Below are 21,309 nucleotides of genomic sequence, written 5' to 3'. Positions count from 1 at the left end.
TTTCCGGCATCAGGTCTTCGGGACACGTCAGGGCCCGGTTGCGAGGCCGATCACGTGGCCGGTCCATGCTGCAGACCTTTCCATGGGCCGTCAGAAGGCTTATCGTTCGATTCCGCCGCTCCCTTGTTCGGGAGCCGGGCCCTCCCGTCTCTGGCCCGGCGGCTGGGGTCGGGCGCGGTCCTGTTGCCCGGTTCTTGCGCCCGGCGTTGGCCCGGCGGGTCCGGGCGGGGTAGACTCGGCGCCATGATTGGTGGGATTCGATCCCTGTGCCGGACGATGGCCTCTGTGGCGCGGACGACCGGTTGGGTTGTGCCGGGACTGTTCCTGGTGGGGATCCGGCCGGTGGATGCGGCCGGTGAGCTGCAACCGATTGCGTTGCGCTGCGAATACGATGCCTTTGCACGCAGCGTGGAGGTCACGAATCCGCGCCTTTCGTGGAAGCTGACCGGGAGCGGCCGCGGCCGCCGTCAGACGGCCTGGCAAATCCTGGCGGCTTCGTCACCCGAGCGACTTGCCCGGGACGAAGGCGACCTGTGGGATTCGGGCCGGGTCTTTTCGGACGAAACCCTCCACATCCGATACGGCGGGCGACCGTTGCGGTCGTCCGAGCAGGTGTTCTGGAAGGTGCGGGTGTGGGATGAAAACGGGCGTCCCTCCCCGTGGAGCACCAACGGCACCTGGTTGATGGGCATCCTGGATCCGGCGGAATGGCGCGGCCGGTGGATCTGCGCCCCGGCCGAAACCGAAGCGCTCATCCTGCGCAAGGAATTCGACGTGCGTCCCAACCTCACCCGCGCCGTCGTGCACGTTTGCGGGCTCGGTCATTATGAGATGTTTCTCAACGGCAACCGCGTGGGTGATGACCTCTTCACGCCGGGTTGGACCGACTACCGCAAGACCACGCTTTACGACACCTACGATGTGACCCGCCTGTTGCGGCCCGGCCAAAACGCCGTCGGCCTCATGCTCGGCAACGGCATGTACCACGTGGTCCGACGCCACCGTTTCGCCAAGTTCACCGGTTCGTTTGGACCGTTGCGCGCCATCCTGCATCTGCGTCTGGAATATGCGGACGGCTCGACGGAATTTGTCGGAACTGATCCCACGTGGAAGGTGCATCCCGGGCCCATCACCTACAGCAGCATTTACGGCGGGGAGGATTACGACGCGCGCCGGGACCCGCCGGGATGGAAGCTCCCGGGGTTCGACGATCGCGAGTGGGATTTTGCGGTGGCCGTGGTGCGGCCGGCCGCCACGTTGCGCGGCCATCAGGCCGCGGCCCTGCCCATCCGGGCCATTGAAACCCGCAAACCCGTCTCGGTCAGGCAGCTTGCGCCCGACCTGTGGATCTTCGACCTCGGCCAGAACGCCTCCTGGATGCCGCGGCTCCGGGTCCGCGGCCCGGCCGGCAGCGCCGTGCGTCTGACACCGGCCGAAATCCTGTTTCCCGACGGGACAATCGACCGGCGCACCATGGGCAGTCCCGACCGTGGCCTTTCCTGGTGGCAGTACACTTTGCGGGGGGACGCGGAACACGGCGCGGACAGCGAGACGGCAGGCGTGGAGACGTGGTTCCCGCAGTTTTACTACGTGGGTTGCCGCTATTTGGAAGCCCGGCTGTTCCCCGCCCAACCCGGAGGTGCCCTGCCCGAAATCGTCTCCCTGGAGGGCGTGTTGGTTCACTCCATCTCCGAGCCGGTGGGCGAGTTCGAGTGTTCCAACCCGTTACTGAACCGCATCCGCGATCTGGTCCGCTGGGCCCAGCGCGCCAACATGGTCTCCATTCTGACCGACTGCCCGCATCGGGAGAAACTCGGCTGGCTCGAACAATATCACCTCAACGGCCCCTCCATCCGGTATGAGTTCGACCTGGGCCGGCTCTTCACCAAGGCGATGCACGACATGGCCGATGCGCAACAACCGGACGGGCTCGTGCCGAACATTGCGCCCGAATACACCGTGTTTGACGGCCCCTTCCGTGCCGCTGCCGAATGGGGCAGCGCCTTCATCCAGGTGCCTTGGCAACAGTACGTGTTTTACGCCGACGCGGACCTGCTGCGGGCGTACTACGACCGAATGCAACGATACTTCGCCTGGTTGGAGGGGCGCGCCTCCCACGGTTTGCTGGACCAGGGTCTGGGTGACTGGTGCGATTGGGGACCACAACGGCTCAACCGGGCCGAATTGACGCCCCCGGCCGTCACGGCCACCGCCTTCTATTACCTCAACGCCGCCACCCTGGCCCGTGTGGCCCGGGTGCTCGGACGTGAAGCCGATGCGACGGCCTACGCTCAAAAGGCCGATCTGATCCGCGCCGCGTTCCGGGAGGCCTTCTGGGATCCGGCCCGGCGCGGGTACGCCACCGGTTCCCAGGCCGCCAACGCGATCGCGTTGGCCATGGACCTGGCCGACCCGGCCCGGCGCGAGGAGGTGCTGGGCTCCTTGATCCGCGACCTCGCAGTGCAGGGTTGGGCCATGACGGCGGGCGATGTCGGGTTCCGGTTCCTGGTCCAGGCACTGGCCGAGTCCGGTCACTCCGATGTCGTGTACCGGATGGTCAACCGTCGCGAGCCTCCCGGGTACGGCTACCAAATCGAGCAGGGCGCCACCGCATTGACGGAATTTTGGGATGCGCGTCCCACCGGCTCACACAATCACTTCATGCTCGGGCACATTACCGAGTGGTTCTACAAGGACCTCTGCGGCATTGAATGCGATCCTGACGGCCCCGGATTCAAGAAGATCATCATCCGGCCCGATCCGGTGGGCGATCTCACCCGGGCGCGGGCCCGATACGATTCCGTGCGGGGTCTCATTGAGACGGAATGGCGCCGCGAAGACGGGGCGTTCCGACTCAGGGTCACGCTGCCTCCCAACACCCGCGGCACCGTGTGGCTGCCGGCGCTGGAGGTCGGGGGAGTGACCGAAAGCGGCCGCCCCGCCGGGGAAAGCCCCGGCGTGGAGTTTCTCCGGATGGAAGGTGACCGCGCGGTGTTTGCCGTGCAATCGGGCACCTACGAATTCCAGAGCCGGTTTTGATCGGACCACCGGAGGCCCGGAGTGGCTCATGCGGGGTCGGCTTCGAGTGTGCACCTTTTTCGGCGGGGTGCCCCGCCGTGGCGTTTGCCCGTGGCGCCGGTCATCTCCGGCGCACGTGCCGCACCTGTCTTCAACTGCCCGGCGGATCCACCAAGTACCCGGCTGCGCGGTAGCGTTGCAGCTTGTACACCAGCGCGCGCCGGCTGATTCCCAGCACGCGCGCCGTTTCGGTCCGGTTGAACCCGCACCGTTGCAGTGTCTCCAGGATCTTCTCCCGCTCCACCTCCTCCAGGCGCAACGATTCGGGCGAGCCGGCGGTTGCCTCGGTCTCTTGGAGCGTGCGCAGGATGCGGGCCGGCAGATGTTCGGGGAGCACCAGCTCGCCCCGGCACAGCAACGCCGCCCGCTCCATCACATTGCGCAGTTCGCGGACGTTCCCGGGCCAGGGGTACCGATGCAGGATCTCGGCCACCGAGGGCGCAAACCGCGCGCGCCCGCCTGTGAATTGCCGGAGGAAATGCGTGGCCAGTGGCAGGATGTCTTCCGGCCGTTCCCGCAAGGGCGGCACATGCAACTCCACCACGTTCAGCCGGTAGTACAAGTCCTCGCGAAACCGGCCCTCGCGCACGGCCGTTTCCAGGTCCCGGTTGGTGGAGGCAATGATTCGCGCGTCCGAGTGGATGTCCAGGTTGGATCCGATGCGCTGGAACCGGCCATCCTGGATTACCCGCAACAGCTTGGCCTGCAGCGGCAACGCCATGTCGCCGATTTCGTCCAGGAACAACGTCCCGCCCCGCGCCTCCTCAAACCGGCCGATCCGTTGTCGCGTGGCCCCGGTGAAGGCGCCTTTTTCGTGACCGAACAGCTCGCTTTCCAGCAACGTTTCGGGAATCGCCGCGCAGTTGATCTTGATCAATGGTCCGCGCGCCCGGGGGCTCCAGGCGTGGATCAAATCCGCCACCACTTCCTTGCCCACGCCACTCTCGCCCGTGATCAGGACCCGGCTTTCCGACGCGGCCACCAGGGCGGCGTCCCGGAACACCGCCTGCATCTGCGGACTGACGGCGATCACGTCCGGCGGCAGCTCCGGACGCGGCCCCAGATCCGGCCGGCCCGACGTCTGGCCGGTGGCCTGGCGGACCAGTTGCAGCAGTTCCTCCAGGTCAATCGGCTTGGGCAGGTAATTGAGCGCGCCGTCCCGCATGGCCCCCACGGCTTCCCGGATGTCGGCATACGCCGTGACCAGCAACACCGGCAGAAGGGCATTCTGGCGACGCGCCCGACGCAGGGTTTCCAACCCGGAGATCCCGGGCATCCGCACGTCCGAAATCAGCAGGTCCACCGGCTCGCGCTCCAAAATTTCCAGGGCCTCCTCGCCGCTGGCAGCGGTGAGTGTGGCGTAGCCGCGGCCGCGGAGGAACGATTCCAACAAACTCCGCTGGCCCGGGTCATCGTCCACGATCAGAATACGCGGCGCCCGGTTCATGAGTGCCCGGGTACATCCTAATCGGCGGCATCCGCCTCACAAGGGGATTTCCGGAACCGTAGGCCCCGCAACCTCACCCCATTGGATGCACCACCGGCTGCGGCTCCGGTCGGGCCGGCTCGCGCGGTGAAAAGGTCGGCGGCCTTCACGAGGGACCTGCATCAGTTCCCGCGGTGCCCGACCGAGAATCGCACCCTCTTAGAACGGGCCGTGTTTGGTCGGCGGAGATCCCACCCACACGAGCGCGCCGCAGGGATTGACCGTTCCCTGGGAACGGCCCTCCTGCAATTTGGGCCGTGCCCGGTTTCGTGGTTCGAAGAGGCGATCGTGCAGGCTTTGCCATGGGGATGGCGACTCGAGAGCGGTCATGCGGCACCGACCTGGGGTCGCCCGATTCGGACATGGGCGGGTTCACCCGGCGCAGAGGCCGGTCCCTCCTCGCCGGGGCCGGGCGGCGGGTACGGAGACCTGAGGCCATTCGACCCACCAGCGGGAGGTTGCGCAGAGGGTCCGGGGCGGCCCTGCGGGGGCCGGGCCGCGGCAATTCTCGGGCCGTGAGCCGGTCCCTGGGCGAAGGGAGGGCAGGCCGGTTTCACACTCGACGGGCGGGAACGGAGCCGGTAGGTTGCGGCCCAATGTTTACGATGGGACGCCTATGGACGAGCTGTTGAAAATCCTGGCCAGCAACGCGCTGGAATCGCGCGAGACGATCGCCCGCATGCTGAACCTCTCGGTGGAGGAGGTGGAGGCGCGCATCCGGGAATACGAAAAGGCGGGGATCATTCGCGGGTATCAGGCGATTCTGAATGAGGACCGGCTGGATCTGGACAAGGTGACGGCGGTGATCGAGGTGAAGGTCACGCCGCAGCGCGAGGGTGGGTTCGATCGTATCGCCGAGCGGATCAGCCGGTTTCCGGAAGTGCGGTCGGCGTACCTGATGAGCGGCGCGTACGATCTGCTGTTGTTCGTGGAGGGTCGCAACCTGCGCGAGGTGGCGGCGTTCGTGAGCGAGAAACTGGCACCGCTGGAAGGGGTGTTGTCCACGGCCACTCACTTCATGCTCAAGACGTACAAGCGGCTGGGTGTTCTGATGCATCCGGAGTCTCCCGATGAACGGCTCGCTGTCTCTCCGTGACCGGCTGGCCCGGCAGGTGCGGGACATTCCGCGGTCGGGCATCCGTGATTTCTTCGACATTGTCAGCACGATGCGGGACGTGATCAGTCTCAGCATCGGGGAACCGGATTTTGACACGCCGTGGCACGTGCGCGAGTACACGGTGTTTGCGCTGGAACGGGGCGCCACCCATTACACGAGCAATCTCGGGTATCTGGAGCTGCGACGGGCGTTGTCGCGGTACGTGGCGCAGCAGTTCGGTGCGGAGTACAACCCGGAGACGGAAATCCTGGTGACCGTGGGTGTGAGTGAGGCGTTGGACCTGGCCTTGCGGGCCCTGATCAACCCGGGGGACGAGGTCCTGTATCACGAGCCCTGTTACGTGTCGTATCGTGCGCTGGTCCTGTTTGCGCACGGCGTGCCGGTGGCGGTGGAAACCCGGCCCGAAGACGGTTTCCGGTTGACCCGGGCCATGCTCGAGGCAAGGGTCACGCCCCGGACCAAGGTGCTTTTGCTGAATTTTCCCAACAACCCCACCGGTGCGGTGATGGACCGGCGGGACCTGGAAGACATCGCCGATTTCGTCCGAAAACACGACCTGTTGGTAATCACGGACGAGATCTACGCCGAGCTGACCTATGACGCGCCGCATGTCAGCCTGGTCAGTTTGCCGGGGATGCGCGAGCGCACCATCTTCCTGCACGGCTTCTCCAAGGCCTGGGCCATGACGGGGTTCCGGCTCGGTTATGCCTGTGCGCCGCCGGAACTCACCGAGGCGATGATGAAGATTCACCAGTACACCATGCTTTGTGCGTCGTCGCTGAGTCAAAAGGCGGCCCTGGAGGCACTGACACGACCGGAACAGGACGTGCGCGAAATGGTGGACGAGTACCGGCGCCGGCGCAATTTTGTGGCGTCGGCGTTGAGGGATCTGGGTTTGCCCTGTTCCCAACCGCGGGGCGCGTTTTACGCGTTTCCGGAGATCCGGCGTTTCGGACTGACCTCGAAGGAGTTTGCCCTCCGGTTGTTGCAGGAGGAGAAAGTGGCGGCCGTGCCGGGTACGGCCTTTGGCGATTGCGGGGAGGGCTTCCTCCGGTGTGCGTATGCCACCGGGATGGAACAGTTGAAAGAGGCGATGAAGCGGCTGGGGCGGTTCATTGCGCGGCTGGAGAAGGCGGGACCCGCCCGGGCAGGCTGACAGCTGCACCGGCTCCGGCGGGGGAGAGCCGTGGCGGGTCAGGGCAGGATGGGGTCGGCCGGGTGGCGGGGCTGAACCGGTCCTTGGTGGGGATCGCCACAAGCCTTGCGCCGCTGCTGCCCTGCGGTTGCCAGGCGGGACGGTGAGCACGGGAGGCCGGGCGCCGGGCAGGGCCGTACCAGGGGCTTGTTGCAATCCGAAGCATTGATTTGCGGTGGGGGCGCCAGGGACGGGACCGGGCGGACTTGACGCAAAAAGGGAAGCGCACGTTTAGAAGGCGGGCAATGCGGCGGTTGGTTTCCGTCATCATGCCGGTGTGGAACGAGGCCGATTCCATCGAGGCCGCGGTCTGCTCGGTGTTGGGCCAGGATTGGCCGCGAGATGATCTGGAAGTGTGCGTCGTGGACGGCGGCTCCACGGACGGGACGCGGGATATTCTGGCGCGACTGGCCCGGCAGGATCCACGACTGCGACTGCTGGAGAACCCGCGGCGAATCATCCCCGTGGGTTTGAACCTCGGGCTCAGGGCCGCTCGCGGGGAGTTGCTGGCCCGGTTGGATGGACATGGCATATGGCCGCCCGGGTATTTGCGTGAGTGCGTGGCCCGATTGGATCGCGAGCCGGGTCTGGTGATGGTGGGAGGGGCATGGGATTGCGTGGGGGAAGGTTGGCTGGGGGCGGCGGTGGCGCGGGCGGTCGCCTCCCCATGGGGCGTGGGCAACGCACGGTACAGAACCGTTTCAACGTCCGACCCGGTGCAGACCGTGGACAGTGTCCCGTTCTGGGTGACGCGCCGGGAGACGTTCGAGCAGGTGGGCCTGTTTCATGAAGGCTTTCCCTGTCACGAGGATTACGAATTCAACTACCGGCTGCGGCAGGCCGGCGGCAGGGTGATCCTCCTGCCCGGGGTGCGCGCACAGTACCGGGTCCGATCTACGCTGGGCCGGTTGGCCCGACAATACCTCCGGTACGGGCATTGGAAGGGCCGGTTCCTGACAATGGCACCGGGTTCCTTGCAACCCCGTCATGCCGTGCCGCCGTTGTGGATGGCTGCGAACGTGGGCTTGGGGGGCGCGGCTCTGATGGATGGAACCTGGGTTCCGGTGGCGGCTGCGTGGGGGCTGCTTTACGCGGCCTGGTTGGGTCTGGCCACGATCAAGCTGACCCGTCCGCCCCGGCCCGGGGGTTGGGACCGCCGCAGTGGGTTGGTGCTGCCCTTGGTCTTGTTCATGATTCACGCCTGCTGGGGATCGGGTGTGTGGAGCGGCCTGGTCCGGGGTCCGGTGCGCGGTCGGCCACCGCGGGGATTGGGTCGACCTGAGGAAAAACCGCCGCTGCGGCAAACGGCCGGTGAGCCCGGAGCGCCCACCGCCGTGGGGTGAACCTTGCCAGTGGGACCAAGCCGGAGCACCTTGAGCGGCGGTGGAAACGGCTGTGTCAGTACAAGCACGCGAGCCCGCGATCGTGCCGGAGTGCCGGGTCCCTCCGGCCCGACCTGCGTGGCTGCCGGAGTTGTTGGCGCCGGCGGGCGACTGGGATTGTGTACGGGCCGCGGTCGAGAACGGGGCCGACGCGATCTATTTCGGTCTCGAGCTTTTCAATGCGCGGATGCGCGCCCGCAACTTCACGGTGGAGGAGCTGCCGGCGCTGATGGAGTGGCTGCACCTGCGGGGCGTCCGCGGCTATGTGACCTTCAACACGCTGGTGTTTGAGCCGGAACTTCCGCAAGCAGAGGCACTGTTGCGCGCCATGATGGTTGCCGGCGTGGACGCGGTCGTGGTGCAGGACGTGGGGGTGGCGCGGCTGGTCCGCATGCTCTCGCCGGACTTCCCCATGCATGCCTCCACGCAGATGACGATCACCAGCGCGGCCGGCGTGGATCTGGCCCGGGAACTGGGCTGCCAGTTGGTGGTGCTGGCGCGGGAATGTTCGATCCCTGAAATCCGGCGGATTCAGGAGACGCAGGCGCGGCATCCGGCCGGGCGGCCGCTGCCGCTGGAGGTGTTTGTGCATGGTGCGCTCTGCGTGGCCTATTCGGGTCAGTGCCTGACCAGCGAATCCCTGGGCCAGCGCTCGGCCAACCGGGGCGAGTGCGCGCAGGCGTGTCGGTTACCCTACGGACTGGTGGCCGACGACCGGCCGGTACCCCTGGGTGACCGCCAGTACCTGCTGAGCCCGCAGGATTTGATGGGTCTGGAGCTCCTGCCGGAGCTGATCCGTGCCGGGGTGGCTTCGCTGAAGATTGAAGGTCGGCTCAAATCCCCCGAGTACGTGGCGAACGTGACGCGGGCGTATCGGCAGGCCCTGGACCGCCTGGCCGCCATGGCGCGGACACCGGAGGAACTGCCGCCGGTTTGGAATGTGGACCCGGAGACCCGGTACGGTCTCGAAATGGCTTTCTCGCGCGGGTTGTACACGGGTTGGCTGCGCGGCATCGATAATCAGGCACTGGTCCACGGTCGCTTTGGCAAGAAACGAGGTGTGTACCTGGGCGAAGTGGTGCGGGTGGAAAACGGTTCGGTGATCCTGGCCGCGGTGGGACCGGTTCGGCCCGGGGACGGTGTGGTATTCGACGCCGGGCACCCGGAGGTGGAAGAGGAGGGCGGTCGGGTCCATGCGGTTGAACCGGTGGGGCGGGACGGTAGCGATGTGGCCCGGTTGCGTCTGCGGTTTGGACACGGGACCATCCGCTGGGCGCGTGTGCGCCCGGGCCAAAAGGTGTGGAAGACCAGCGACCCGGCCCTGGAGCGATCGTGGCGACGTTCCTTCGAAGGAGATCAACCGCGCTACTGCCGTCCCGTGATCATGCGTGTGCGCGGTCAGGCGGGCGCACCCATGGAACTTTGCGTGACGGATGAGCAGGGACGGTCGGTGACGGTGCGGTCGGCCCTGCGGTTGGAGCCGGCGCGGGACCGGCCCCTGACGCCGGAGGTCCTGCAGGAACAACTCGGGCGCTTGGGCGGTACACCGTTTTATCTGGCGGGGTTGGAATGCGCTTTGGAGGGGTCGGTGCTGCTGCCCTTTCGAGAGCTGAACCGGTTGCGGCGCGAAGCCGTGGCCCAATTGGAAAGGCTCCGGAAGGAACCTCCGCGTTGGACCGTGCGGGCCGAACCGGTGACGGGTCCGCGCACCCGCGATGAGGTCTCCGCCGACGGGCCCGCTCCAGCCCCCGGTGTGCCGGCCGGGCCCGCGTTGACTGTGCTGGTCCGGTCCATGGAGCAGTTGGACGCGGCCCTGAACTGGGGCGCGGAAACGATCTATTGCGACTTTGAGAACCCGAAGCAGTACCCCGCCGCGGTGGAACGGGTGCGCCGAATCAATGCGGGGCGCAGCCGGCCGGCGACGATTTGGGTGGCCGGCCCGCGCATTTGCAAGCCGGGCGAGGAATGGATCCTGAGGCAGTTGGCGGCGAGCCGTGCGGACGGTTTCCTGGTCCGGAACGCGGACCAGTTGTACCACTTCCACGGGCAGCGCTGTGTGGGCGACGCCACTCTGAACGTGGCGAATCATCTGGCAGCGGCCTTTTTCCTGGAGCGGTTCGGCGTGGAACGGGTCACCGCCAGTTACGACCTGGACGCCGACCAGTTGGAGGCCCTGGTGCGGGCCCTCCCGCCGGGTCGCGTGGAGGTCACCCTCCACCAGCACATGCCCATGTTTCACATGGAGCACTGCGTGTTCTGCGCGTTTTTGTCGCAGGGACATGACTACCGGGACTGCGGCCGCCCCTGCGAGAAACACCGCGTGCAGTTGCGGGATCGGGTGGGTGCGCTGCATCCGGTGAAAGCCGACGCCGGATGCCGCAACACGGTCTTCAACGCCCGGGCCCAGACCGGAGCCGAATACGCCGGGCGACTGATACGGGCCGGCGTGCGACATTTTCGCATCGAGTTTGTGGAGGAACCGGGTGACGAGGTGGTCCGGACCCTCTCGCGCTACGCCGCACTGTTGCGAGGCGAGATCGACGGTGAAACGTTGTGGCGCGAGTTGCGTCTGGTGCACCAACTGGGTGTCACCCGCGGCACCCTGCGGAGGGGTTGAGCCCCCGGCAGGACCCGGGACGGCCCATGCACGGGTTCCGCGGAACCGCCCGGTGCCGGAGCCGTGTGGGATTTGCGGACCGCCCCCGGCTGCGGCCGGCCCCCGGTTGGCCGCGGGTTGGCCGGGCCGGGCACGCACCGGCCACCGGGAACCTGTATCGATCCCGGCGGTCGGCTTGACGGTGCAGGGTGGGTGGGCTAATGGAGCGCGCAACGTGCGTACGGGTTGGCCTCAACGGTTGCGACGATGCATGATCACGGGACTGCTTGCCTCGGCCATGCAGGTGACGGCATTCGAGGCCGGCCCGTTGTTCCACGACTTTCAACTGACCTTGCGCGAGGGCAGGCGCACCGAAGCCCTGGGGCCGTTCTTGAGCTGGCAACAGGACGATGAGACCGTGACCCGGGCCCTGCATCCGTTGGTTTCCGTGCAGCAATGGAACGGGCTGGAGCGCTCCTCGGTGGACGTGCTTTATCCGCTGTGCACATACGACCGGACAGGGCCGGAAGCCCGCTGGCAACTGCTCCAGGTGTTGTCATGGAGCCGCGGGCAGGACCAGTCCGACCGCACCACGGAGCGGTTCACGCTGTTTCCCCTGCTGTTCTGGCAGCGATCCGAAGACCCCGCGCGCCGTTCCTTCGCCATCCTGCCCTTGTACGGACATTTGGAGAACCGGCTGTTCCGGGACGAGATCGATGTGGTGCTGTTCCCGCTGTGGAGCCGCACACGCAAGCGGGAGGTGATCACGGAGAACTGGTTGTACCCCCTGTTCCACACCCGACGCGGTCCGGGTCTTGAGGGATGGCAATTCTGGCCGTTTTACGGCCGGGAGGAAAAAGTGCCCACCACGCGCACCAACGCATGGGACGAAACCGAATCCGTGCCGGGGCACCGGAAACGCTTCGTGCTGTGGCCGGTTTATCTCGACGCCCACACGGGGCTCGGCACCGAAGAGCCGGTTCACCAGAGGGCCGTGCTACCGTTCTATGCCGAAACGGTATCGGCCCGGCAGCAGAGCCGGTCTTGGGGCTGGCCTCTGGGCGTGACCTTCAGCACCAACGCCGTCAGCGGTTATCACGAGGTGGGTGCACCCTGGCCGTTTGTGGTTTGGGGCGAAGGTCCCGGACGATCCACGCACCGGTTCTGGCCCCTGTACGGCGTCTCCACCGCCCCCCGTCAGACGCGCCAATTCATTTTGTGGCCGCTGTGGCAGGAACGGCACAGCACCACGGAATCCGTGGACCGTACCGAGCGTCGCGTGGGTCTGTTTGTGTATCGGGACGTGGAGGAACGGCTGGTGGAGGGGCGGCGGCTGCGGCGCGCGTTGTGGCCACTGGCCGTGTATCGCGAGGATGAACAGGGCCGGAGCCGACTGCAGGTGGTGGCACTGTTGGAGCCGGTGCTGCCGGGCAATCCGGGTGTGGAGCGGAACTACAGCCCGCTGTGGTCGGTTTGGCGCATGGAACAAGATCCGGTAACCGGCCGCGCCGCCGGATCATTGCTGTGGAATCTCTGGCGATGGGATCGGACGCCCGCGGGGCGAAAAGGCTCGCTGTTGTTCGGAGCGGTCCGGTATGAATCGGATGCGGCCGGGTTGCGCTGGCGGGTGTTTGGGTTGCCGGTGGGCGGGCGGTCCGGGACCGGCCAGTCCGGCACCCAGAGCGTTTCCGCGCCGGGAAAATCGCAGCCCGGCCCGGGCGCCCGGCCGGGTGGGGGAGCCGGAGGCTGAGGATTTGCCATGTTTCGGAACCTGGGCGAAATGGTGTTGTTGTTCGGGCGGACCCTGCGGGCGTTGCCGCTGGTGTGGCGGCATCGCCGCAAGGTGTTCGAGCAGTTTTACGAGATCGGCAACGCCAGCCTGCTGATGGTTTGCATGCTGTCGTTTTTCATCGGGGCGGTGGTGGCGTTGCAAACCGGCCCGGTGTTGGTGGACCGCGGACTGGCTGCAGCCGTGGGCGGGATCGTGGGGGTGTCCATTTGCAAGGAACTGGCGCCCGTGATGATGGCGATTCTGATTGCCGGACGGAACGGGTCGGCCATGGCCGCGGAAATCGGCTCCATGCAGGTCTACCAGGAGATCGACGCGCTGCGGACGATGCGGATCGATCCGGTGCATTTTCTGGTTCTGCCGCGGTTGGTGGCGCTGGCGGTGGCCCTGCCGTTGTTGGTGATGGTGGCGATCATGGTCGGCTGGTTCGGTGGCGCCCTGGTGGCGGCCTACAACGACCGGATTGCCATCGGTTTTCAGGCGTTTTTCGAGAATCTGCGGGACGTGGTGGCGTTGGAGGATGTGCTCAACGGTTTGTTCAAAAGCTTCGTGTTTGCCCTGATCGTGGGCGTCATCTGCTGTCACCAGGGGCTCACAACCCGGGGCGGCCCGCGCGGCATCGGCCGCTCGGTGACCAAGGCGGTGGTGAACTCCATTGTGTTGATCGTGGTGTGCGATTACATCCTGACCCGGCTCTTGCTCTCATGAACACGACCTCGCATGCGCAGTCGGACGGCGTGGCGGTGGAGGTGCGCGACCTGCGGAAACGTTTCGGCACCGAAGAGGTCCTGCGCGGGATCGGCTTTTCGGTGGCTCCGGGCGAGGTGTTTGTGCTGATGGGCCCCAGCGGTAGCGGCAAAAGCGTGCTGTTGCGGCACATCATCGGGCTGGAGGAACCCGACGCGGGCGAGATCCGGATCCAGGGCGAACCGGTGCGCGGGCCCGGCGTGCTGGACCGTTACCGGGTGGCCATGGTGTTTCAATCGGGTGCCCTGCTGAATTCCCTGACCGTGGCGGAGAACGTGGGTCTGTATCTGAGCGAACATCGGCTGCGACCGCCGGAGGAGATCCGGCGGATCGTGGCGGAAAAGCTGGCGCTGGTGGGATTGAGCGGCACGGAGGACAAACTGCCCGGCCAGCTCTCCGGCGGCATGCGCAAACGGGTGGCCATCGCCCGCGCGCTGGTCATGGAACCGCAGCTGATTCTCTACGATGAACCCACAAGCGAACTGGACCCGCTGTCCGCCCGCGTGATCGCCGAGGAAATCCTGAGCCTGCGGGATCGCATCGGGGTCACCTCGATCGTGGTGACCCATGATCGTGACCTGGCCTTTGCGGTGGGCGACCGGATTGGTTTTTTGAATGAGGGCCGGTTGGTGGCGGTGGACCGGCCGGATCGGCTGGCCCACCATCCGGATCCGGTCCTGCAACGGTTTCTTCAGGCGGCAACGCTGCAAGCTTCCCAGGAGGTGCGCACATGAAAGATTCGTTGGAGACCCGGTTGGGCATGTTTGTGGCCGTGGCCCTGGTGGCCGGTGTGCTGGTGATGGAAATGGCCGGCGGATGGGAACGGTTCCGCCAGGGACCGCGCGTCCACGCGCTGTTTCGCAACGTGCTGGAGCTGAAGGTGGGGGACCGCGTCAAGATGGCCGGCGTGGACATCGGACGGGTCGAGGACATCCGGCTCGAAGGCGACCGCGTCCGCGTCACCATGAAACTCCGACCCGATCACCCCGTGAACACCGAATGTGTCGCCACCATCAAGTTCACCGGCCTGATGGGCCAGAACTACGTGTCCCTCGATTTCGGGCGACCCGAGGCCCCGCGGGCGGTGAACGACACCGTGCTGAAGTCGGCTGAACAACCCGATTTCGCCGCGTTGATGGCGCGCCTGGATTCCGTGGCCTCGGGCGTGGAAAACCTCACCCGCAGCTTCACCGGCGATAAAATCGACAATCTGCTGGGGCCCCTGACCGATTTCGTGCGGCAAAACAGCGGTGCGTTGAGCCAGACCCTCACCAACCTCCGCGACGTGACCACCCAGATCCGCTCGGGCGAGGGCACCATCGGCCGGTTGATCTACAGCGATGCCCTCCACGCAGCGGCCCTGAACACGGTGTCGAACCTCGACCACACGCTCGACAGCGTGCAACAGGCCGTGGCGGATGCCCGGGGCCTGCTGGCCGACGCACGCGCCGGACAGGGCACCCTGGGCCGGTTGCTCACCGACCCCGCCCTTTACCAGGAATCCACCAACGCCGTAACCCAGCTCCGGGAAATCCTCCAAAAAATCAACCGCGGCGAGGGGTCGGTCGGCAAACTGGTCAATGACGATGCCCTGTACAAGAACGCCCGGCTCACCCTGCAGAAACTCGACAAGGCCACCGAAGCCCTGGAAGACCAGGGTCCGCTCAGTGTCATGAGCCTCCTGGTCAACACCTTGTTCTGAGTTCGAACGAAGTCCGACGTCCACCCGCTCCCGGCACCATGACCCGACGCATTTATGAGGAAATGGCCCGGCTCTCGGCAGCGGGCCAACCGTTTGCCCTGGGCCTGATCGCCAGGGTCAAAGGTTCCAGCCCCCAACGTACCGGCGCCAAGGCCCTGTTCCTTCCGGACGGCGGGATCGTGGGCACCCTGGGCGGAGGCTGCTTGGAAGCCGAGGTTCAGGCCCGCGCCCTCCGTGCGTTGCGCTCGGGAAAGCCCGATACGTTCGACCTGCTCCTCGACCACGACTTCGGCTGGGATGACGGCCTGATCTGCGGCGGCCGGGTCTATGGATTGATTCTGCCCGGAGCCCATCAACACGGTGACCTCTGGACCCTGCTGGCCCGCGTAACCGAACCGGTCCGCTGGGGGGTGCGCGACGACTTCACCATCGCGCGCGTTGAGGACACCGGCGGCGCATGGCTCTACCAGGAAACGGTCCACCCGCCATTGGCCCTCTGGATCGCCGGCTCCGGACATGTGGCCCAGGCCGTGGCACCCCTGGCCCTTCAACTGGACTTTCACGTGACCGTGTTCGACGATCGGCCGGGCCTGGCCAATCACCGGCTCTTTCCGGAGGCGACCTGCCTGCGGGTGGGCCCGTGGCACGAACTGTTGCAGGAGTCGTTCCCGCGGGTGCCCACGTTCGGACTCATCGTGACGCGCGGACATCAACACGACGCACTGGTCCTGTCCGAATGGATCCACCGACCCTTCGCGTTCCTCGGCATGATCGGTAGCCGTCGCAAAGCCCGGTTGATCCGCGAACAGTTTCTTCGCCAGAAACTCGCCACGCCGGAGCAGTTGGATCGGCTGGTCTGCCCGGTCGGCCTGCCCATCCACGCCATCGGCGTGAACGAAATCGCCGTGAGCGTGCTGGCCCAGTTCATCCAGCGTCGGGCCGAGTTGCTCGGGCTGGCCAGAAAGTCGGATTCGGCCGAAACCGCCACCGAACCTGACACCTCGCCTGCCGGTGCGGGCGGTGGGAGCGCAGCGGCTTCACCGGCTTCCACCCCCGCTCAGACCTGACAAACCGGACAATAGTACGTGCTGCGACCCGCCTGCCGCACACGCCGGACGGATGCGCCGCATCTGCGACAGGGCCGGCCCTCCCTTTCATACACCGCAAACCGCTCCGGCCTTCGCCCTTCGCCCCCGGACGCACGGCCAAAGTAAAAAAGCCGGTCCCGCCCCGTCCCGGCCCAATCCAGCTCAAGGCCGGATCCGAACCGGATGGCCCGCCGCAGTACACGCCGAATGGCCGCCGCCAATCGCACGCACTCGGCCCGGCCCAGCGTTTCGGCGGACCGGAACGGCGACAACCCGGCCTCCCACAGACTCTCGCAGACGTAAATGTTGCCCAAACCCGCCACCACGGTCTGGTCCATCAGCCGCACCTTGAGGCTTTGGCGGGAGCGTCCCAGTTGACGATGCAACCGGACCGCCGTGAAAGACCGATCCAATGGTTCCGGCCCCAGCCGCTGCAACGCCTCGCTCCCAAAACCGCACCGGCCCAGCGCCCGTGGGTCGCTGAAAACCAACCGCCCATCCTCCAGGTCCCAAAAGGCGCGCGTGTGCAGGGGCAATGGCGCCTCCTGCGGTTGCAACCAGAGCCGGCCCGTCATCCCCAGGTGCAGCCAGAAACCTTCCACCCAATCGCATCCCGCCACGGCCAAACCCAGCCAAATGTACTTGCCCCGGCGGCGCACCGCTTCGATGCGGCGCCCCACCCAACGCGCGAGGGCTTCCTCCACCGTTGCCGATTCCAGCAGGGCCGGCCGCAGAACCCGGGCCTCGCAAATCCGACGGCCCTCCACCCGCGCGCGCAGGTGGCGCACCAAAACCTCCACCTCGGGCAACTCGGGCATGCTACCGGTTCAGCCCTTGTCGTCCGGCTGTAACAGCCGTCTCAGCTCCTCCGCGTCCGGGGGCTCAAACGACTCATAGTAATGCCCCACGGCCGCAAAGTCCGGATCACACCACAGCACATGCACATCGTCCGCCACCTGACGAAGCCGCTCCACCGCTTCCGGCGAGGCCACGGGTGCGGCCACCACCACCGCTTCGGCATCCTGTTTGCGCACCGCCAGGGCCGCCGCACAAGCCGTGGCACCGGTGGCCAGTCCGTCGTCCACCAGCAGAACCCGGCGGTGCCGGAGCGGCGGCAATCCCTGGGGATGCAGAAACCCGGCCAGCGCCACCATCGTCTCCTGCTCCTTCGCCACAATGCGCCGCAGCTCCCGATGCAGGTCGGGATCGTGCCGGACCCAACGTTCGTCCAACCACAGCACATCCGGCTCGGCCAGGGCGCCCACCGCAAACTCGGGGTTCAAGGGGTGTCCGATCTTGCGCACCGCCCACGCAGTTAAAGGCGCATCCAGAAGCCGTGCCACGGGCGCTGCCACCACCACGCCGCCCCGCGGCAGGCTTGCAACCACATCCGCGCTCACCCCGGCCCCGGCCAGATGCCTCGCCAACAGCCGACCCGCCTCCGCCCGCGACGCAAATCTCATGATCCGAGCCTAGCCGGGTTTTGCCCGTGTGCAAACTGCGCAACGCACGGCTGGCCTGCAAATCCGGTGTGCGGACCGGCTTCGCCAAGGGTCCGCCAGACTCACTGCCGGGGCATTGCCGGCGCCGTCTCCGAAGTCGCGGCCGGCCAACCCACCGTCTGGGCCACCACCACCTTCTGCTCCGGACGCAATTGTAGGGCCCGCGCCAGTTCCGCCTCGTCAAACGTTCCGCGCACCACCGTGGCGAGCCCTTCCGAGGCACATAACAAATACACGTTCTGCACAATGGCCCCCGCGCTCACGGCCGACCAGACCGGCTTTTTGTCGTCCGGCACCCGCGTCATCCGACCGTAATCAGCCACCAGCACGAGATTGAGCGGCGCCACCCGCACGAAATCCTGCCGACCCGTGGCCGCGCGCATGTCTTCCCGTCGGATCACCCGCAACGCGTGCCCCGGCGCGTCGTAGAGGTAGACCCCATCAGCCGTACAGACGTAAACGTCAATCTCTTGGCGGTTCATGGCCGACGGCGCCGTCCGGTGCCCGTCCGCCGGTCGGTTGACCCCGAACGCCGCCCACAGCAGTGTCCCCAGCAACTCCGGCGGAAGCTTGTCCGGCCGAAAACTCCGGGACGACCGCCGCTCACGCAACGCGTCCAGAACGGGCTTGCCACCCTGCATCTGCGGCTTGGGCAACGGCACCACGGCCGGTTCCTGGGCACGAACCGCCAGGTACGCAGGCGACTGAACCAGGAGCAAAACTGCACAAACCGTGGAGGATCGGGCTTTCGCTTTCATGGTTATCCGCCACTTTGTGGTTTAGAGTCCGAGATCCGACCGAGTCTATCCATCAGGAATCCTTGTGCAACTCTCTGACGCCACTCAACCTGTGAGCCGCATCGGACGCCGATCCCTGCACACCCCTGCGGCTCGACCCGGCACCCCCCGGGCCGGTGACCGCCCCACGGGCGCCTGCTCAGCGCTAATTCGAGAGGGCATGCTTTTTTCAGCGGGTGCGGAGGGCGGGGCAGAAGGAGACCGGGCGCATTCCCCTGCTCGTGCTGATTTTCCAACATGCCGCCAACGCTGTCACTGCTCGATCTGGCCAGCTGCGCCCTGGCCCTCCGGACCATCCGGCTTTCAGCCGGTTGGCTGAACTGGTGGGGCCATTGCATCGTGGCAGTGGAGAGTTTCGCCGATCACCAGCAGTTCCGCAGCACCGCCGAGAGGGCGGGCGACTGGCAGGGTCTGATGGTTGGCCTGCATGAGCACCACTCGCGGGTCGGCTTGGGGAGTGGCGTGGCCGTGCGGGGGGTGTTGTGCCGGATCAGCCCGGCGTTGTTGCCGGCCGACTGTCAGCGCCTCCAGCCGGTGTGGAAAACTTGTCCGTTCGGCTCGGGTCGGCTGCAACGACAGCCCCGGCCGGGGCTGGACCGGTTGCGGGGGCGGCGTCTCTTGCGGTGAGAGCGCAGGCGTGCGTCAGTAGTCCCGCGCTGTGTCGCGGGCGCGAGCTCTGCCGCCCGGCAGGGCTTTTGTCTACCGTGCGGCAACCACGCTTCAAGCGGCCCACCATTTGCCCTCCGATGGCCTTCAAAAGCGCGCCCGTCGCCCCCACGGCTCACCGCTACCGCCCCTGGCACCCCGGTTGGACTTCCTGGACCAGCGCCGGCCGTCTGCTGGCAGCCACTGGAAAAGGATTGGAACCCGCGCTAAGGTGGGTGCATGAAAACGATCCTGCAGCGATGGGCGTCCGCGTGCGCGGCTGCCCTGTGCATCTCCACGCTCACAGCCGCCGAACCGGTCTGGCTCGAAGACCTGCCCAAGGCACTGGAAAAGGCCAAAGCCGAAAACAAACAGGTCCTCGTCAACTTCACCGGCTCTGACTGGTGCCCGTTCTGTGTCCGCCTGAAAAAGGATGTTTTCGACACCCGGGAGTTTGCCGAGTACGCCGAGAAACGGCTCGTGCTCGTGGAGCTGGACTTCCCCCGCAAAAAGCAACAGTCCGAGGAACGCAAGGCCGCCAACCGCAAATTGCAGGAGCAATACAAGGTCGACGGGTTCCCAACCCTTGTCCTGTTGAACGCTGACGGCAAGGAAGTGGCCCGCATGGTGGGTTACGGAGGCGGCGGTTTTGCCGCCGTGCGGAAGCAACTCCGGTTACCCGATAAACCTTGATTCGAACCGGCAGGTTCCGGCCGGCAGCTTCCCTTAACCCGGTCTCTCCGGTCGACGCCGACGGCCGGCGGCCTTTTGCGTCTCACGCGACCCGGACCCGCACCTGCTGTGTGCCCGGCTTCTTCGTCCCCAACGTCGGCCGGATTCAGTGCCACGCAGGGCGGGCTAGGGCCCGGTCAGCCTGCGGCCGTTTTGGAGATGAAGGACCGAATGGCGTGAACCTTTCCCATCCTGCTTTTGCCGGGCCGCCGACTGCGCAGCCGTGCCCGTCACCACCTGCGGTAACCCGAAGTCCACCGGGCCGATGATCCCACTTGCGATCCGGCCGGGAGACCGGAGAGCCGGGGGCTGAATCCATGCGGGAATCCGGGCGGGGCCCTGTCCGGGCCGGCAAAGCTCAGTCCGTCACCAACGTGCCCACCTTCTCCCCCAACACCACCTTCTTCAGATTGTGCGGCTTGAACAGGTCAAACACGATGATCGGCATTTTGTTGTCCATGCACAGGGTAAACGCCGTTGAGTCCATCACCTTCAGTTGCCGCTGCAACGCCTCCTGGTAGGTGATGCGATCGAACCGGCGCGCATCCGGGTACAGTTTGGGATCGCGATCGTAGATGCCGTCCACCTTTGTGGCCTTCAGGATCACCTCGGCCCCGATCTCGTTCGCCCGGAGCGCCGCCGCGGTGTCGGTGGAGAAATACGGGTTGCCCGTGCCGCCACCAAAGATCACCACCCGCCCCTTCTCCAGGTGCCGCACGGCGCGGCGCCGGATGAACGGCTCGGCAATCTGATGCATCGTGATGGCGCTCTGGACGCGCGTGGGCACCCCCAGTTGCTCGAGCGCGTCCTGCAGGGCCAGCGCATTGATCACCGTGGCCAGCATCCCCATGTAATCGGCCGTGGCCCGCTCGATGCCCTTTTGACTGCCCGCCACTCCGCGGAAGATGTTGCCACCGCCCAGCACCACCACGACCTGCACCCCCAGGTCCCGGACCTCCCGAATCTGCACGGCCATTTCGTGAACCGCCTCCGGGTCAATACCCTGACCTTGCGGGCCGCCGAGGGCCTCTCCGCTGAGCTTGAGCAGAATCCGATGATACTTTGGTTTGCGCCTTGTTGTCGCCATGCCTGCCTCCTGATCCGTGCCAGTGCCGGGGCGGTTTAGCAGGGCGGGCTGGGCGTCGTCAAACGAAACGACGCCCATGGCCTCTGCCCCCTGAATCCTTAGCCAGCCGTTGGGGCGGGGTGCAAAACGATGTTTTCGAACCGGAGGAGTCTCTAAACGAGATCTGGGAGGGCTCTGGGGCCCATCGGGGAGGGGTCGTCCGGGCGCCGGAAGGGCCGCAGGGCCGTGCCAGGGTGGTTTTTTCCAAGATGCGGGCATGCTCCGCCCTGGCCGCCAGGGGCGGTCGGCGCGCGCGCGGGGTTCGTGCCGTGGCTCCAGTTTAGCCGGAGGGCACCGCCGCTTCCGCCGCCACGGCCCGCCACCAGC

The 21,309-nt window shown here is 66.4% G+C and carries 17 protein-coding genes; 12 read left to right on the top strand and 5 right to left on the bottom strand.

All coding sequences use genetic code 11. The features are described 5' to 3' along the window. Positions 1–285: 285 nt before the first annotated feature. On the top strand, positions 286–3,039 hold the full coding sequence (locus G4L39_RS12110; protein ID WP_205880987.1) for a family 78 glycoside hydrolase catalytic domain: 2,754 nt from the start codon (positions 286–288) through the stop codon (positions 3,037–3,039). 130 nt (positions 3,040–3,169) lie between these two features. Here G4L39_RS12110 and G4L39_RS12105 read toward each other — a convergent pair whose 3' ends face one another. After that, positions 3,170–4,525: a sigma-54-dependent transcriptional regulator gene (locus G4L39_RS12105; RefSeq protein WP_165108448.1), complete on the bottom strand. Its 1,356-nt coding sequence runs from the start codon at positions 4,523–4,525 to the stop codon at positions 3,170–3,172. Between the two features lie 655 nt (positions 4,526–5,180). On the opposite strand from G4L39_RS12105, the gene G4L39_RS12100 reads away from it, so the two are divergent. From G4L39_RS12100 to G4L39_RS12060, 9 genes are all read left to right on the top strand, one after another. Then, positions 5,181–5,660 carry an Lrp/AsnC family transcriptional regulator gene (locus G4L39_RS12100; protein WP_165108447.1) on the top strand — a complete coding sequence of 160 codons (480 nt, stop codon included), beginning with the start codon at positions 5,181–5,183 and terminating at the stop codon, positions 5,658–5,660. Then, complete coding sequence (locus tag G4L39_RS12095) at positions 5,635–6,837, top strand: aminotransferase class I/II-fold pyridoxal phosphate-dependent enzyme (protein ID WP_165108446.1); 1,203 nt, start codon at positions 5,635–5,637, stop codon at positions 6,835–6,837. Before G4L39_RS12100 ends, G4L39_RS12095 begins: the two co-directional genes overlap by 26 nt. Positions 6,838–7,121: 284 nt before the next feature. Continuing rightward, positions 7,122–8,219 carry a glycosyltransferase family 2 protein gene (locus tag G4L39_RS12090; protein WP_165108445.1) on the top strand — a complete coding sequence of 366 codons (1,098 nt, stop codon included), beginning with the start codon at positions 7,122–7,124 and terminating at the stop codon, positions 8,217–8,219. Positions 8,220–8,301: 82 nt separating this feature from the next. Beyond that, positions 8,302–10,875, top strand: coding sequence for a U32 family peptidase (locus G4L39_RS12085; RefSeq protein WP_343203336.1), 2,574 nt, complete (start codon positions 8,302–8,304; stop codon positions 10,873–10,875). 250 nt (positions 10,876–11,125) lie between these two features. After that, entirely contained in the window at positions 11,126–12,604 is a 1,479-nt protein-coding gene (locus G4L39_RS12080; RefSeq protein WP_165108444.1) for a hypothetical protein, read from the top strand. 9 nt (positions 12,605–12,613) lie between these two features. Then, positions 12,614–13,351 carry an MlaE family ABC transporter permease gene (locus G4L39_RS12075; RefSeq protein ID WP_165108443.1) on the top strand — a complete coding sequence of 246 codons (738 nt, stop codon included), beginning with the start codon at positions 12,614–12,616 and terminating at the stop codon, positions 13,349–13,351. After that, positions 13,348–14,124 (top strand): ABC transporter ATP-binding protein, encoded by a 777-nt coding sequence (locus G4L39_RS12070; RefSeq protein WP_165108442.1) that lies wholly within the window; start codon positions 13,348–13,350, stop codon positions 14,122–14,124. The genes G4L39_RS12075 and G4L39_RS12070 overlap by 4 nt, the downstream gene beginning before the upstream one ends. Then, positions 14,121–15,092, top strand: a complete 972-nt coding sequence (locus tag G4L39_RS12065) for an MlaD family protein (RefSeq protein WP_165108441.1) — start codon at positions 14,121–14,123, stop codon at positions 15,090–15,092. Before G4L39_RS12070 ends, G4L39_RS12065 begins: the two co-directional genes overlap by 4 nt. Before the next feature lie 38 nt (positions 15,093–15,130). Further along, positions 15,131–16,159 (top strand): XdhC family protein, encoded by a 1,029-nt coding sequence (locus tag G4L39_RS12060; RefSeq protein ID WP_165108440.1) that lies wholly within the window; start codon positions 15,131–15,133, stop codon positions 16,157–16,159. On the opposite strand, the gene mutM is transcribed toward G4L39_RS12060, so the two are convergent. The 3 genes from mutM to G4L39_RS12045 form a co-directional block, all read right to left on the bottom strand. Further along, the gene (gene mutM / locus G4L39_RS12055) at positions 16,150–16,998 is read right to left on the bottom strand and encodes a bifunctional DNA-formamidopyrimidine glycosylase/DNA-(apurinic or apyrimidinic site) lyase (RefSeq protein WP_165108439.1); all 849 of its coding nucleotides are present in this window, start codon (positions 16,996–16,998) and stop codon (positions 16,150–16,152) included. The genes G4L39_RS12060 and mutM overlap by 10 nt on opposite strands. Before the next feature lie 9 nt (positions 16,999–17,007). After that, positions 17,008–17,643, bottom strand: coding sequence for a phosphoribosyltransferase (locus tag G4L39_RS12050; protein WP_165108438.1), 636 nt, complete (start codon positions 17,641–17,643; stop codon positions 17,008–17,010). Positions 17,644–17,744: 101 nt separating this feature from the next. Further along, positions 17,745–18,440 (bottom strand): nitroreductase family protein, encoded by a 696-nt coding sequence (locus G4L39_RS12045; protein WP_165108437.1) that lies wholly within the window; start codon positions 18,438–18,440, stop codon positions 17,745–17,747. Between the two features lie 276 nt (positions 18,441–18,716). Here G4L39_RS12045 and G4L39_RS12040 point away from each other — a divergent pair, with 276 nt between their 5' ends. Further along, a complete protein-coding gene (locus tag G4L39_RS12040; protein WP_165108436.1) occupies positions 18,717–19,106 on the top strand; it encodes a hypothetical protein in 390 nt (129 codons plus the stop codon). Between the two features lie 258 nt (positions 19,107–19,364). Beyond that, positions 19,365–19,817 carry a thioredoxin family protein gene (locus G4L39_RS12035; protein ID WP_165108435.1) on the top strand — a complete coding sequence of 151 codons (453 nt, stop codon included), beginning with the start codon at positions 19,365–19,367 and terminating at the stop codon, positions 19,815–19,817. Between the two features lie 397 nt (positions 19,818–20,214). Here G4L39_RS12035 and pyrH read toward each other — a convergent pair whose 3' ends face one another. Then, entirely contained in the window at positions 20,215–20,943 is a 729-nt protein-coding gene (gene pyrH / locus G4L39_RS12030; protein WP_165108434.1) for a UMP kinase, read from the bottom strand. Positions 20,944–21,309: the final 366 nt, after the last annotated feature.

The sequence above is a fragment of the Limisphaera ngatamarikiensis genome, assembly GCF_011044775.1.
GTDB lineage: Bacteria > Verrucomicrobiota > Verrucomicrobiia > Limisphaerales > Limisphaeraceae > Limisphaera > Limisphaera ngatamarikiensis.
Note: the sequence above shows the minus strand (reverse complement) of the source record. Positions and strands in the feature narration are given on the sequence as shown.

Coding starts and splice junctions, on each gene's coding strand:
- G4L39_RS12105 (WP_165108448.1), bottom strand. CDS start 4,525: ATGAACCGGGCGCCGCGTATTCTGATCGTGGACGATGACCCGGGCCAG.
- G4L39_RS12100 (WP_165108447.1), top strand. CDS start 5,181: ATGGACGAGCTGTTGAAAATCCTGGCCAGCAACGCGCTGGAATCGCGC.
- G4L39_RS12095 (WP_165108446.1), top strand. CDS start 5,635: ATGAACGGCTCGCTGTCTCTCCGTGACCGGCTGGCCCGGCAGGTGCGG.
- G4L39_RS12090 (WP_165108445.1), top strand. CDS start 7,122: ATGCGGCGGTTGGTTTCCGTCATCATGCCGGTGTGGAACGAGGCCGAT.
- G4L39_RS12080 (WP_165108444.1), top strand. CDS start 11,126: ATGATCACGGGACTGCTTGCCTCGGCCATGCAGGTGACGGCATTCGAG.
- G4L39_RS12075 (WP_165108443.1), top strand. CDS start 12,614: ATGTTTCGGAACCTGGGCGAAATGGTGTTGTTGTTCGGGCGGACCCTG.
- G4L39_RS12070 (WP_165108442.1), top strand. CDS start 13,348: ATGAACACGACCTCGCATGCGCAGTCGGACGGCGTGGCGGTGGAGGTG.
- G4L39_RS12065 (WP_165108441.1), top strand. CDS start 14,121: ATGAAAGATTCGTTGGAGACCCGGTTGGGCATGTTTGTGGCCGTGGCC.
- G4L39_RS12060 (WP_165108440.1), top strand. CDS start 15,131: ATGACCCGACGCATTTATGAGGAAATGGCCCGGCTCTCGGCAGCGGGC.
- mutM (WP_165108439.1), bottom strand. CDS start 16,998: ATGCCCGAGTTGCCCGAGGTGGAGGTTTTGGTGCGCCACCTGCGCGCG.
- G4L39_RS12050 (WP_165108438.1), bottom strand. CDS start 17,643: ATGAGATTTGCGTCGCGGGCGGAGGCGGGTCGGCTGTTGGCGAGGCAT.
- G4L39_RS12045 (WP_165108437.1), bottom strand. CDS start 18,440: ATGAAAGCGAAAGCCCGATCCTCCACGGTTTGTGCAGTTTTGCTCCTG.
- G4L39_RS12040 (WP_165108436.1), top strand. CDS start 18,717: ATGCCGCCAACGCTGTCACTGCTCGATCTGGCCAGCTGCGCCCTGGCC.
- G4L39_RS12035 (WP_165108435.1), top strand. CDS start 19,365: ATGAAAACGATCCTGCAGCGATGGGCGTCCGCGTGCGCGGCTGCCCTG.
- pyrH (WP_165108434.1), bottom strand. CDS start 20,943: ATGGCGACAACAAGGCGCAAACCAAAGTATCATCGGATTCTGCTCAAG.